The organism is Arthrobacter sp. AFG20, from assembly GCF_002892795.1.
Lineage (GTDB): Bacteria > Actinomycetota > Actinomycetes > Actinomycetales > Micrococcaceae > Arthrobacter.
Genome location: NZ_PJMC01000011.1, coordinates 87,566 through 100,537, shown reverse-complemented (window position 1 = coordinate 100,537; position 12,972 = coordinate 87,566). Strand labels below are relative to the sequence as shown.

Below are 12,972 nucleotides of genomic sequence, written 5' to 3'. Positions count from 1 at the left end.
GCGCCGGAGAACGGACCGGCAGGAAATCTAGTCGACAGAGCCGGACTCAAGCGCGGCGCGCAACTGGTGCACCGCCGTCGTTCCTCCCGCCATGAACCATTCCAGGCCGTTGACGTGAACGCTGCCGGCGACGCCGCCGGCGGCCGTCACGATCGCCTTTCCGGGCAGCCAGTCCCATTCAGGGCAGCTGTGCTGGAACCAGCAGCCTAGCTGCCCGTCAGCGACGCGCCCCAGGTCGCACGAGCCGGACCCGAGCATCCGCAGCGTTGCTGCCGAGGTGGCGGCGGCGTGCCACGGCATGGCGCACATCGGGTCGGCGAGCCAGCGCGGGTGGATGTAGGTGGCGGCGCCGAGGTGGGACAGGTCGGCGGCGTTGCGGTTGGTTCCGTCCTCCTTGAAGGTGGTGACGGGATCGCCGTTGAGGGTGGTGGCGCGTTGCTGGCCGCCGATCCAGAGTTTGTCCTCCTCGGGCTGGAAGATGGCTCCGAGCAGCACATCGGATTCGTCCTTGAGGGCGATGGCTGAGCACCAGTACGTGGAGCCCTGCAGGAAGTTGTAGGTGCCGTCCACCGGGTCGATGACCCAGGTCCGCCCGCTGCTGCCGCGCACGGCGGCGCCTTCTTCGCCCAGGACGCCGTCGTCCGGGCGGCAGCGCTGCAGCTGTTCCAGCACATACGCTTCGGCCGCATGGTCCGCGGCTGTGACGACGTCGGAGATGGACGTCTTGCGCTGGGCGTCGAGGCCGCCCTGCCGCATCAGCAGTGCCAGTTGCCCGGCCTCGCGGACCAGCTCGGCCGCCAGCTCATAGTCGTCGAGCTCGGGGCTCAGGTTGGTGGCGCTGTGTTTGCCCAGTTTGTGTCTGCCCAGTTCCGTCACGGTTCCCACCCTATCGGCGCCAGGCGTGCCCTGCACAGCAGAGTCGGACCACGGCGGGCGATAATGGACGCATGGCCAAAACACCTGCACAGCGGATCAAGAAGCACGGCGCGAAGGCCGCAGTACCCCAGCACCACCTGCCCCCGGTGATCAACCCCGGCACGGACCGCTCCCCCGCAAAGGCCCAGAACAACGCCAGCCTGATTGTCATTGCCGGCGTCGTGGCCAGCCTGTTCCTGTTCTGGTACGTCCACCTGCTTACGCTGAACCAGCTCACCCAGCTGTCCGGCGGGCTGGCCATGCCCGATTCCCTGGTCGGCGGCTTCGGCACCGGCTACGCCGCGCAGCTGCGCCGCGCCCTGGACGCCGACGCCCGCGGCCAGCTCAACTACGTCCACAAGACGGCGGGCACCCTGTTTCCGCTGATCTTCGCCTTCACCTGGCTGCTTCTGATCGGCACCAACGTGGCAAAAAAGGCGCTGCGCTGGGCACTCTGGGCGCTGCCGCTCCTGTTCGTGGTGGTCCGGCTGTGGGGCAACGTCACCATTGATTCCATGATCGCCGCGGTAAACCTCGACGCCGGCCAGGTCGCCTTGGCGTCGGGCCTCACCGTGGCCGGCTGGGTACTGTTCGTGGCCAGCCTTATCGCCGGCGGCGCCGCCGTGTTCCTGGGCCGCCGGGCCTCGAAGGAAGCCGCCGGGCCGCCTGTCGTCTAGCAGCAGCAGGACGCCTTGGCCAATACACCTAGGTGCTCCGGGACGCCTGGGCCCGGGCGAAGGCCCTGCGCACCTGCCGTTCCTGCCGGACACGCTGGGCAACGACCAGGCCGGCGGCCGCGAGGCCAATCGTGATGGGGTAACCCATCAGCCGTTCCAGGGTTCCGGGCTCCGGAACGTCCAGGGCGGTGACGCCAGCCGTCACGAGTGCGGCCGCGGACACTCCGCCGGCGGCCAGAATAAACCAGCCCAGCGGCGTTTGCCGGAGCCACAGGGCGCCGAGCAGCAGCAGCGCCAGCGAGCCGGCAATGAAGTACATGACGGCGCCCGCGTAATGCCAGCCGGACTCCAGGTCCTCAGGGACCAGGCCCACGACGATCGTGCCGGCGCCTGCGGTCCCGGTCAGTATCCGCGCCGCCACGGCCGAGTACCACGGCACTTCCCCGGAATGGTTGGCCGTGACCTGCACGCGGGCCCGGGCGGCCACCCGCAGCAGCGCCGAGCTCAGCAGCAGCGCGCCAAGCAGCATGCCCAGTCCCTGAACCACGAAGGAGACGTTCATCAGCACGTGCAGCGGCGAACAGATGCTGCGGCCGCCGTAGAGCCCGCAGGTGGCGGCACCCAAATCGCTGATGAGGCCGGTCCGCCGGCTGTAGGGGGCGGATCCGGCCCAGGCGCCGATGACCGCGGCCTCCGCCACAAAATACTGGACGACGCTGAGCACCGCCCATGCCCCGATGTACTGCCGTGTGGAGGCGGTGTCTGGCAGGAACGTTGCCCGGGCGGTGGGGACTTCAGCTGCGGCGGCCATGCCAAGAGCGTAGTACGCGCCGTCACCTTGTATGCTTGTAAGCGTGCCCGAACGGGCCGGTCCTAAACCCGGCTGCGGCGGGCACCCGCCCTCGTAGCTCAGTGGATAGAGCACGGCTCTCCTAAAGCCGGTGTCGTTGGTTCGATTCCAATCGAGGGCACTTGAATCTGCAGCACCCGTCCGGGCTCCGCGACTATCTGCTGGGCACAACGCCGGCGGACCCCTCGTCCCCCGGCCTTTCGCCAGCAGGCCGCTGGGCCGTGGAGCGGACCATGCTGGACCGGGCCGCGGGCACCCGCGGCACCTTTACCGGCGTCGTGATCTTTTCCCCCGACGGCGACGGCGGGCTCCGCTTCCACGAGGAGGGGACCGTGACCTGGCCTGCTGCCGACGGCGACACCTTCACCGGGCCGGCCACCCGCGATTACCTGCTCAGGCCCGCGGACACGCCGGATGCCATGGACATGCTGTTTCCCGACGGCCGGCCGTTCCACCGGATGAGCTTCTCCCCGGAGGCCAGCCAGGACCGGCACTGGTGCGACCCTGACACTTACCGGGTCACGTACGTCCGTCATGGCGAGGACCAGTTCAGTTACGCCTGGGATGTCACCGGCCCGCGCAAGGACCTGCTGCTGGAGTCCGTGCTGCGGCGGCTGCCCGGAACGGCGGCGGCTGCGGACGGGCTAGGCTCGAAACCGTGAATCCGCGCATCATCGTTTCCGCCGTGTGTGTCTACGACGCCGCGGGCCGGCTCCTGACCGTCCGCAAGCGCGGCACGGACAAGTTCATGCATCCCGGCGGCAAGCCCGAACCCGGCGAGACCGCGGTGCAGGCCGCCGCCCGGGAACTGCAGGAGGAAGTCGGCATCATTGTCGATCCGCGGGAACTGACCCTGATGGGCGTGTGGCTGGCCGATGCCGCCAACGAGGCAGCCACGGAAATCGAGGCCACGGTCTTCACGGCGCCGGGCACCTGGGTGGCCCACCCCTCCGCTGAGATCGCCGAGATCCGGTGGCTGGACCTCGCGGCGGAATGGCCCGGCGACCTGGCGCCGCTGCTCACGGACCACATCCTTCCGGCGCTGGCCGAATCCGGGCGCTGAAACCGGCCCCGACAGTGCACCTCACGCCTCGATGAGCGCCCGACGACCTCAGTACTCCGGCACCGCTTCCTCCGCCACGGCCGTGGCCTCGGCGAACTGGGTCCGGTACAGCTCGGCGTAGCGGCCGTCCGCGGCCAGGAGCTCGGTGTGGGTTCCGCGCTCCACAATCTGGCCGTCCTCCACCACCAGGATGGCGTCAGCCGCGCGGATCGTCGAGAGCCGGTGGGCAATGACGACGGCGGTGCGGCCTTCCAGCGCCGCGCCCAGTGCCGCCTGCACGGCAGCTTCGTTCGTGGAATCCAGCGCCGCGGTGGCTTCGTCGAGGATGACCACCCGGGGCTGGGCGATCAGCAGCCGGGCGATCGTGAGCCGCTGCCGTTCCCCGCCGGAGAGCCGGTAGCCGCGCTCCCCCACCACGGTTTCCAGGCCGTCGGGAAGGGAACGGATCATGGCTTCGAGCCGGGCCTGGCGCAGCACCGCCCACATGTCCTCGTCGGTGGCTTCCGGGCGGGCCAGCCTGAGGTTGGAGGCGATGGTTTCGTGGAACAGGTGCCCGTCCTGGGTGACCATGCCCAGGGTGGCGCGGATGGAATCGAAGGTGAGGTCGCGCACGTCCAGGCCGGAGGCCGGGCCGGTGCCGCCGAGGCGCACGGCGCCGGAGTCAACGTCGTACAGGCGGGACAGCAGCTGGGCCACTGTGGACTTGCCGGCGCCGGAGGACCCCACGAGCGCAACCGTCTGCCCGGGTTCCACCCGGAAGCTGATGCCGTGCAGCACTTCCTCGCCGCCGCGGGTGTCCAGCGTGGACACCTCCTCCAGCGAGGCAAGCGAGACCTTGTCCGCCGAGGGGTAAGAGAAGCGCACGTCCTCGAACTCCACGGCCACGGGGCCAGGCGGGACTGCCAGCGCACCCGGCTTTTCCTGGATGAGGGGCTCGAGGTCCAGGATTTCGAAGACCCGTTCAAAGCTGACCAGGGCACTCATGATCTCCACGCGGGCGTTGGACAGCGCGGTGAGCGGCGCATAGAGGCGGGTGAGCAGCAGCGCCAGCACCACGACGTCGCCCGGCGCGAGCTGGCCGCCGATCGCGAGCCAGCCGCCCAGGCCGTAGACCAGAGCGAGGGCCAGCGCGGAGACGAGCGTCAGCGCGGTCACGAACGTGAACTGGAGCATGGCAGTCCGCACGCCGATGTCGCGGACCCGGCCGGCGCGAAGCGCGAACTCACGGGATTCCTCATCGGGCCGGCCAAAGAGCTTTACCAAGGTCGCGCCGGGGGCGGAGAAGCGCTCGGTCATCTGGGTGCCCATAGCGGCGTTGTGCTCGGCCGCCTCGCGCCGCAGGTCCGCCAGCCGGGACCCCATCCGCCGGGCGGGGATGAGGAAGATCGGCAGCAGGATCATGGCCAGCACGGTGACCAGCCAGGAGGTATTGAGCATCACCACGAGGGTGAGGATGAGGGCCACCACGTTGCTGACCACGCCGGACAGGGTTCCGGCGAACGCGGACTGCGCGCCGATGACGTCGTTGTTCAGGCGGCTGACCAGCGCGCCGGTGCGGGTCCTGGTGAAGAACGCGATGGGCATTCTCTGGACGTGGTCGAACACCTTGGTGCGGAGGTCCACGATGACGCCCTCGCCGATGGTGGAGGACAGCCAGCGGCTCACCATGCCCAGGGCTGCCTCAGCCACCGCCACACCCGCGATGAGGGCCGCCAGCCGGATTACCTCGCCGGCATCGGCGCGGGCAACAATCGTGTTCACGACCTGGCCGGCGAGGACCGGGGTGGCAACGGCCAGGAAGGCCATGGCGACGGAGACGGCCACGAACGCGATCAGCCGTCCCCGGTGCGGCCGGGCGAAGCCCATGACGCGCTTCAGGGTCTCCTTGGAGAACGGCCGGGACCCGCTCTTGGCCCGGGTGATGTTGTATAGCGAGCGCCAGGCGACGCCGTCCATGCTCATTTGTTTTGCTCCATCTTGCCTGCCGCCAGTTCGGTGACGACGCCGTTGTCCACGTTCCAGCGCACGTCCAGGCGGACGTTTTCCAGCAGCCGCCGGTCGTGGGTGACCAGCAGCAGGGCGCCGTCGTAGCTTTCCAGTGCTTCTTCAAGCTGCTCGATCGCCGGGAGGTCCAGGTGGTTGGTGGGCTCGTCCAGGACCAGCAGGTTCACGCCGCGGGCCTGCAGCAGGGCCAGGGCGGCGCGGGTCCGCTCCCCCGGCGACAGCGAGTCCACCGGCCGCGCGGTGTGGTCCGCCTTGAGGCCGAACTTCGCCAGCAGGGTCCGGACCTCGGCGGAGGTGTAGTCGGTCAGGACGGCTTCGACGGCGTCGGCCAGTTTGAGGTGTCCGGCCAGCAGCCCGCGGGCCTGGTCGATCTCGCCCACGGCCACGGAGACACCGCGGGAAGCGTCGCCGGAGTCCGGTTCCTGGGTTCCCAAAAGCAGCCGCAGCAGGGTCGATTTGCCCGCCCCGTTGGGTCCGGTGATGCCGATCCGTTCACCGGCGTTGAGCTGCAGGTTCACCGGCCCCAGGGTGAAGCTGCCCTGCCGCGCAACGGCGTCGCGCAGCGTCGCCACCACAGAGCTGGAGCGGGGCGCCTGGCCGATGCTGAACTGCAGCTGCCACTCCTTGCGCGGTTCCTCCACCACGTCCAGGCGGGCGATGCGCGATTCCATTTGCCGGACCTTCTGCGCCTGCTTTTCCGATGACTCGGAGCTGGCGGCGCGGCGAATCTTGTCGTTGTCCGGGTTTTTCTTCATCGCGTTCCGGACGCCCTGGGAGCTCCATTCCCGCTGGGTGCGGGCGCGGGACACGAGGTCCGCCTTGGTCGCGGCAAATTCCTCGAACCGTTCGCGGGCGTGCCGGCGGGCCACTGCGCGTTCCTCCAGGAAGGCCTCGTAGCCGCCGTCGTACACGGCCACCGAGTTCTGGGCCAGGTCCAGCTCCACGATGGAGGTCACGCAGCGGGCCAGGAACTCGCGGTCGTGGGAGACCAGGACCGCGCCGCCGCGAAGCCCCTGCACGAAGGCTTCCAGCTTGGCCAGGCCGTCCAGGTCAAGATCGTTGGTGGGCTCGTCCAGGAGCACGACGTCGAAGCGGCTCAGCAGCAGGGCGGCGAGCGCCACCCGCGCAGCCTGGCCACCGGACAGCCCGGTCATTTCGGCGTCGGGGCCGACGTCCAGGCCCAAGTCCGCCAGGACGGGGGCAATCCGTTCGTCGAGGTCCGCGGCGCCGGAGGCCATCCACCGGTCAAAGGCCATTGAGTAGGCATCGTCCGCTCCGGGTGCTCCCGAACCAAGGGCCTCGGCCGTGGATTCCATCTCTGCGGTGGCTTTGGCACAGCCAGTGCGGCGGGCGATGTAGGCGGCCACCGTCTCGCCGGCGAGCCGTTCGTGTTCCTGCGGCAGCCAGCCCACAAAGGCATCGGCCGGCGCCAGGCTGACTGTGCCGTCCTGTGCCTGGTCCACGCCCGCAAGGAGCCGCAGCAGTGTGGACTTGCCTGCACCGTTGGCGCCGACCACGCCAACAACGTCCCCGGGAGCCACTGTGAGGGACAGCCCGGAGAAGAGGGTGCGGTGATCATGACCGCCCGAAAGGTCCTTCGCAACAAGGGTTGCAGTCATCAATCCATCCTCTCACCGCTGCCCGTTTTCACCCGAAAAATCAGGCGGGCATGAAAGAACCCGCTGGTCCGGACTTGGGGGGTGTACGGACCAGCGGGTTCGACCACTTAGCATAGTTGAAGCGGCGCGCTACGTAAAATCCAGGCCGGCGGGCCGCCACCTCGCACCGCCCCGCCCGTCACCAGAGAGCGTTCCATGCCCCTACCCGCCAAGGCCTTCCAGCGCTGGCTGCACGGCGTCGCGCCGGACGCCAGCGTGGCTGATGTGGCCAGGGCGTCAGGGGTCAAGCGCACCACCCTGGCCCAGCAGCTGGTCCGCGGCAAGGTGGCCGAGGCAACCGTGGTGGGGATCAGCAGGGCCTTCAACATCAATCCCGTGGCAGCGCTGGGCTCCTTTGAGCCTTACCGGGATCTGGGAAAACCGCCGATCCCGCCCACGCTGCAGGAACTGGTCAGCCAGATCGCTACCGCGGATCTGCTGCACGCCATCATCTCCCGCACCGAGCCGGACGCTGGCACAGGTAAAGGCACAGGACCGCCCGGACTCAGCCCGCCGCCGCATCCCACCTCCGTGAAAAACTGGGTGGACGCGATCGACGACGGCGAACTCCGGCACCGCGTCTCCACCGCCACCGGCGTCGCACCCCAAAACTACTCCGCCCAACTGACCGCCAACCGGCTCGCCCCGGAACTGGCCGTCGCCACCTCCCGGGCCGCCGGCGTCGGACTGGCCGGCGGACTGGTGGCCACGGGGCTGGTGACCGAAGCCGAAGCCGGCTGGCCGCCCGGTGCCCGGCAAGCTGCCCTGGATCGCATGACCGACGGCCAACTGACCGTCCTGGCCGGCGAGCGCCTCCAGGCGCTCGGCAAGACCCTGCGGCGGCAAGAACACGACCAACGACAAACCGAAACGATCTGGGAGAACCTCGGATGATTGAAATCCTGCAGTGGACCACCCTGATCGCGTCCGGCGCGGCCACGCTGAGCAGAATCCCGAACCTGGTCCGGCGGAAGAACAGGTCCATTTTCTACGCCCTGGCGCTCCTGACACTGGCCATCCTGCTCAGCATCGACGGTCCCTACCTGGCCATCGATGCCCGGCTCGGCAGTGCCAACGTGGCCAACCTGCTGCTGCGCTTCATCATCTTCGGGGCCATCTTTTTCCTTGCCCTACGGATTGCTGCCGGGTTCGGGGACAGCCGCGGAATCCAGCTGATCCGGGGCCGCACCGGCATGCTTGCTCTGGGACTGATTTCTGCCGTAATGGTGGTCTGCTTTGTCCTCATGGACACGTCGGGATCGTCGGCGGGGCTCGTAGACGTTGCGGCCAAGAATCAGCAGAACGCCCTGCTCGTGGAGTACTACGGCGCCGCCGGGCGTGCCTACCCGGCGTACGTGTGCCTCGCGATCCTGCCGGGGATGCTGCGGGCCATCCGGAGCCCGCTGCCCGCGCTGCTCCGAATGAGCGCGGCGCTCCTGGCCGTGGGCAGCATCGCGATCCCCCTTTCGCTGCTGTTCCCCCTCGTCCCGCCGGGGCTGGGGTTCCTGCGCTTCATCATCAACTACACGGCCATCCTCTGCTTCGTCGTCGGCCTGGCACTCATCTGGGTGGCCAGCGGCCGGGCCGGCCGCAAGCACCGGCCGCTGCCCGCCGAACGCCGCTAGTATCGTTCCAATCACTCGTTCAGCAGAGAGCGTTTCATGCCCCTCCCCGCCAAAGCATTCCAGCGCTGGCTAAATGGCGTGGCACCGGACACCAGCACGGCCGACATCTGCAGGGTCTCCGGGGTCAAGCGCACCACCCTCGCCCAGCAGCTGGTGCGGGGTAAGGTTGCCGAGACCACAGTCGTGAGCATCAGCCGGGCCTACAACCTCAATCCGGTCGCCGCACTGGCCACCTTTGACACGTACAGCGACCTCGCCAGCTCCTCCCTCCCTCCTTCAGACAAGGAACTGGTAAGCCAAATCGCCACCGTCGACCTGCTGCGGGCCGTCATCGTCCGCACCGCGCCCACGGGCTCCACCGGCACAGGCTCCACCGGCACAGAATCCATGGACCCGCGCCAGCCGGAACTCAGCCCGCCGCCGCATGCCACCTCGGTGAAGAACTGGGTTGACGCGATCGACGACGGCGAGCTCCGGCACCGTGTCTCCACGGCCACCGGCGTCGCACCGCAGAACTACTCCGCCCAACTGACCGCCAACCGGCTCGCCCCGGAACTGGCCGTCGCCACCTCCCGGGCTGCCGGCGTCGGACTCGCCGGCGGACTGGTGGCTACGGGGCTGGTGACCGAAGCGGAAGCAGGGTGGCCGCGGGGCGCACGGCAGGCCGCCCTGGACCGGCTCAGCGACGGCGACCTGGCCGCCCTGTCCGGCGAACGCCTCCAGGCGCTGGGCAAGACCCTGCGGCGGCAGGAGCAGGACCAGGAGCAGACCGAAAGAATCTGGGAGAACCTGGTATGAGCGAGATTCTCCCGTGGATAACGCTGGTGGTTTGCGCCGGTGCCGCGCTGGCCCGGCTTCCCAGCGCAGTGCGCGGCGTGAACCCCACCCTGTTCTTCATCTTCCTGCTGGCGACGGCCGCCGGGATCCTGAGCATCGAACAGTTCTACGTGGTCATCGACGGAGCCCTTGGCGGTATCAACATTGCCCACGTTGTGCTGCGCCTGATTGTTTTCGCCACGATCTACCTCATCGCGGTCCGCGTCACGAAGGGGTTTGGTGCCCCTGACGCCCACCGCATGATCGCCGGGCGTCCGGGGCTGGCCATGCTAGGGATTTTCGCAGCTGCCCTCGTGACGGTCTTCCTCCTGATGGATCCGGGCGCCTCGTCGGTGCGCTTCAGGGACGCCGGCGCGGTCAGCGCCCGGAATGAGGCCCTGCTGCCGTATTACTGGGCTGCCGCGCGGGGCTACCTGGCGTACGTCTCCCTCGCACTGCTGCCTGCCCTGCTCCGCAGCGTCAAGGAAAGCCTGCCCCCGCTTGTCCGGACGGGGGCGGCCCTGATGGCGGCCGGAGCGGTAGCCACTGTGGCCGGCCTCTGCCTTGAGTTCGCGCCTACCCAACTCCTCGTCGTCGCGCCGGCGGTGAACAACGGGGCGGTGGTTTTCTACACCTCCGGCCTTATTCTGATCTGGCTGGCGCGCGTCAAAGCGGCCAGCGGCGGGGGTCACGGAACGTCATCTACCGAAAGGTAGCGGATCGGGATTCACAAAATCATTAGACCGTGAGAGAATCATGAATGTGTGAAAGCAGTTGCTGCCTGGCTCACAAGCCGTGGCGCCTGCCGGATCGCACATTGGGGGGATGAGTGGTGGCGGCCGTTGGGGACCGCCCCCACTCAGCCTTTTTAAGGGCAAGTTTAGGCCCCCGTATGATGGCGAAATAAAGGTCATTGCCAATGCGTTGCAGGCACTGGCACCGCGGGAGCCGGATCCGGCCGCCGCGATGCCTACCGCCGCAGCCTGAAGAAGAAGGTACCCGCCATGAACCGTGTCCATTCCCGCCGCTCCGCCCTTGCAGCCACCCTCGCCGGACTGGCACTGGCTCTGACGGCCTGCGGCGGTGGCAGCGGCGGCGGAGGTTCCCAGGCTCCGGCTTCCAGCAGCTCGGACACGTCACTCAGCGATGTGAAGTCCAAGGGCGAGATTGTCATCGCCACCGAGGGCACGTACAAGCCGTTCAGCTTCCACGCAGAGGGAGCCGGCGACCTGACCGGCTACGACGTCGAGATCGCGCGCGCCGTGGCTGACAAGCTGGGCGTGAAGGCCAACTTCCAGGAGACCCAGTTCGACGGGATCTTCGCTGGCCTCGACGCCAAGCGGTTCGACGTCATCGCCAACCAGATTTCCATCAACGCGGAACGCAAGGCCAAATACGACTTCTCCAAGCCGTACACCGTCTCCACGGGCGTGATCGTGACGAAGGCGGACAACGGCAGCATTACCAGCTTTGAGAGCCTCAAGGGCAAGACCGCGGCCCAGTCGCTCACCAGCAACTTCTACAAGTTGGCCGTGGACGCGGGCGCCAATGTGCAGTCCGTGGAAGGCTGGGCCCAGGGCGTGACGCTGGTCCGGCAAGGCCGCGTGGACGCCATCGTCAATGACAAGCTCACCTACCTCGACTACGCGAAGACCAATCCGGATGCCGGGCTGAAAATCGCCGCCGAAACCACGGAGAAGTCCGAAAGCGCCTTCGCGTTCCGCAAGGGCTCCACGGAGCTTACCAAGGCGGTAGACAAGGCGCTGGACGACCTCCGCGCCGACGGGACGCTGGCCAAGATCTCGGAGAAGTACTTCGGCACGGACGTCTCCAAGTAGATGCCGTTGAACTGGGATCTCATCTGGAGCTCCTTCGGCCCTATTGTCACGGGCGCAGTCACCGGCACCATCCCGCTGACGCTCGCTTCATTCGCCATCGGCCTCGCGCTGGCACTGCTGGTGGCGCTGATGCGGCTAAGCCGGAACGCTGTGGTGTCCGGTGTGGCACGGTTCTACGTTTCCGTGATCCGCGGCACCCCGCTGCTGGTACAGCTTTTCGTGATCTTCTACGGCCTGCCGAGCCTGGGGGTGAAGCTCGATCCGTGGCCCAGTGCCATCATCGCCTTCTCGCTGAACATCGGCGGCTATGCCGCCGAGGTCATCAGGGCCGCCATCCTGTCGGTGCCCAAGGGCCAGTGGGAAGCCGGCCACACCATCGGCATGTCCCGGGGCCAGTCGCTGCGCCGCATCATCCTGCCGCAGGCCGCGAGGGTGTCGGTGCCGCCGCTGTCCAACACCTTCATTTCGCTGGTCAAGGACACGTCGCTCGCCTCACTCATCCTGGTCACGGAGCTGTTCCGCAACGCGCAGCAGATCGCCGCGTTCAGCCAGGAGTTCATGGTGCTGTATCTCGAGGCGGCCCTTGTCTACTGGATCATTTGCCTGGCGCTGTCCTCCGGGCAGTCCGTGCTTGAAAGGAGACTGGACCGCTATGTCGCCCACTGACGGAGCAGCACAGGCGGCACCCCACGGCGCCGCATCACAGGGCAGACCGGTGCTGTCGGTCCGCAACCTCGCGAAGGCGTTCGGCAGCAACGTGGTGCTGCGGGACATCGACCTCGACGTGCGCCGCGGCAACGTCGTGGCCCTGATCGGGCCGTCGGGTTCGGGCAAGACCACCGTCCTGCGCTCACTGAACGGGCTGGAAACGCCCGACGCCGGGACGGTCACCGTTGCGGGTCCCGGCACCTCCGCGGGACCCGAGCTCGCGCTGGATTTCTCCGCCAAGGTCTCCAAAAAGGAGATTTCGGACCTGCGGGACCGCAGCGCCATGGTGTTCCAGCACTACAACCTGTTCCCGCACATGACCGTCCTGCAGAACGTCATTGAAGGACCGGTCCAGGTCCAGAAGCGCAAGCGGGCCGAGGCCGTGGCCGACGCCGAAAAGCTGCTGGCCAGGGTGGGGCTGGCGGACAAGCGCGACGCCTACCCGTTCGAGCTCTCCGGTGGCCAGCAGCAGCGCGTGGGCATTGTGCGTGCCCTGGCCCTGAAGCCCCAGCTGCTGCTGTTCGATGAGCCTACCTCGGCACTGGACCCGGAACTCGTCGGCGACGTTTTGGGCGTCATCCAGGAACTTGCCGACGAGGGGTGGACCATGGTCATCGTGACCCACGAGCTGGCCTTCGCCCGGCAGGTGGCGGACGAGGTCATTTTCATGGACGGCGGCCTGGTGGTGGAGCGCGGACCGGCCGCCGAGGTCCTCCGGGCGCCGCGGCAGGAGCGGACCCGGCAGTTCGTCCGGCGGCTGCTGCACGAGTTCTGACCGCCTTCTAGCCCGCGACGGCCTGCTGGTAGCGGGCGTCCAG

General features: G+C 68.1%; 14 protein-coding genes and 1 tRNA gene. 11 read left to right on the top strand and 4 right to left on the bottom strand.

Annotated features, from left to right (window positions below):
* Positions 1-27: 27 nt before the first annotated feature.
* On the bottom strand, positions 28-876 hold the full coding sequence (locus tag CXZ05_RS14250) for an inositol monophosphatase family protein (RefSeq protein WP_180987387.1): 849 nt from the start codon (positions 874-876) through the stop codon (positions 28-30).
* A 71-nt stretch (positions 877-947) separates the two neighbouring features.
* Here CXZ05_RS14250 and CXZ05_RS14245 point away from each other — a divergent pair, with 71 nt between their 5' ends.
* Positions 948-1,592 (top strand): hypothetical protein, encoded by a 645-nt coding sequence (locus CXZ05_RS14245; RefSeq protein ID WP_102973200.1) that lies wholly within the window; start codon positions 948-950, stop codon positions 1,590-1,592.
* 28 nt (positions 1,593-1,620) lie between these two features.
* On the opposite strand, the gene CXZ05_RS14240 is transcribed toward CXZ05_RS14245, so the two are convergent.
* Positions 1,621-2,403 (bottom strand): hypothetical protein, encoded by a 783-nt coding sequence (locus CXZ05_RS14240; RefSeq protein WP_102973199.1) that lies wholly within the window; start codon positions 2,401-2,403, stop codon positions 1,621-1,623.
* A gap of 87 nt (positions 2,404-2,490) precedes the next feature.
* Here CXZ05_RS14240 and CXZ05_RS14235 point away from each other — a divergent pair.
* The 3 genes from CXZ05_RS14235 (at position 2,491) to CXZ05_RS14225 (ending at position 3,505) form a co-directional block, all read left to right on the top strand.
* Positions 2,491-2,563: transfer RNA gene (locus tag CXZ05_RS14235), tRNA-Arg, on the top strand.
* Position 2,564: 1 nt separating this feature from the next.
* Positions 2,565-3,104: a DUF6314 family protein gene (locus tag CXZ05_RS14230; protein WP_102973198.1), complete on the top strand. Its 540-nt coding sequence runs from the start codon at positions 2,565-2,567 to the stop codon at positions 3,102-3,104.
* A complete protein-coding gene (locus CXZ05_RS14225; RefSeq protein ID WP_076798721.1) occupies positions 3,101-3,505 on the top strand; it encodes an NUDIX domain-containing protein in 405 nt (134 codons plus the stop codon). Before CXZ05_RS14230 ends, CXZ05_RS14225 begins: the two co-directional genes overlap by 4 nt.
* A gap of 48 nt (positions 3,506-3,553) precedes the next feature.
* On the opposite strand, the gene CXZ05_RS14220 is transcribed toward CXZ05_RS14225, so the two are convergent.
* The gene (locus CXZ05_RS14220) at positions 3,554-5,467 is read right to left on the bottom strand and encodes an ABC transporter ATP-binding protein (protein ID WP_102973197.1); all 1,914 of its coding nucleotides are present in this window, start codon (positions 5,465-5,467) and stop codon (positions 3,554-3,556) included.
* Positions 5,464-7,128, bottom strand: a complete 1,665-nt coding sequence (locus tag CXZ05_RS14215) for an ABC-F family ATP-binding cassette domain-containing protein (RefSeq protein ID WP_102973196.1) — start codon at positions 7,126-7,128, stop codon at positions 5,464-5,466. Before CXZ05_RS14215 ends, CXZ05_RS14220 begins: the two co-directional genes overlap by 4 nt.
* A gap of 195 nt (positions 7,129-7,323) precedes the next feature.
* Between CXZ05_RS14215 and CXZ05_RS14210 the strand changes: the two genes are divergently transcribed.
* From CXZ05_RS14210 to CXZ05_RS14180, 7 genes are all read left to right on the top strand, one after another.
* Complete coding sequence (locus CXZ05_RS14210) at positions 7,324-8,061, top strand: hypothetical protein (RefSeq protein WP_102973195.1); 738 nt, start codon at positions 7,324-7,326, stop codon at positions 8,059-8,061.
* On the top strand, positions 8,058-8,792 hold the full coding sequence (locus CXZ05_RS14205) for a hypothetical protein (protein ID WP_102973194.1): 735 nt from the start codon (positions 8,058-8,060) through the stop codon (positions 8,790-8,792). Before CXZ05_RS14210 ends, CXZ05_RS14205 begins: the two co-directional genes overlap by 4 nt.
* Before the next feature lie 36 nt (positions 8,793-8,828).
* Entirely contained in the window at positions 8,829-9,590 is a 762-nt protein-coding gene (locus CXZ05_RS14200; protein ID WP_102973193.1) for a hypothetical protein, read from the top strand.
* On the top strand, positions 9,587-10,324 hold the full coding sequence (locus CXZ05_RS14195) for a hypothetical protein (protein WP_102973192.1): 738 nt from the start codon (positions 9,587-9,589) through the stop codon (positions 10,322-10,324). The genes CXZ05_RS14200 and CXZ05_RS14195 overlap by 4 nt, the downstream gene beginning before the upstream one ends.
* A 288-nt stretch (positions 10,325-10,612) precedes the next feature.
* On the top strand, positions 10,613-11,446 hold the full coding sequence (locus CXZ05_RS14190) for an amino acid ABC transporter substrate-binding protein (RefSeq protein WP_102973191.1): 834 nt from the start codon (positions 10,613-10,615) through the stop codon (positions 11,444-11,446).
* Complete coding sequence (locus CXZ05_RS14185; RefSeq protein WP_180987386.1) at positions 11,447-12,112, top strand: amino acid ABC transporter permease; 666 nt, start codon at positions 11,447-11,449, stop codon at positions 12,110-12,112. It abuts the gene before it with no gap.
* Positions 12,099-12,929: an amino acid ABC transporter ATP-binding protein gene (locus CXZ05_RS14180; RefSeq protein ID WP_102973190.1), complete on the top strand. Its 831-nt coding sequence runs from the start codon at positions 12,099-12,101 to the stop codon at positions 12,927-12,929. Before CXZ05_RS14185 ends, CXZ05_RS14180 begins: the two co-directional genes overlap by 14 nt.
* The last annotated feature ends 43 nt before the right edge of the window (positions 12,930-12,972 follow it).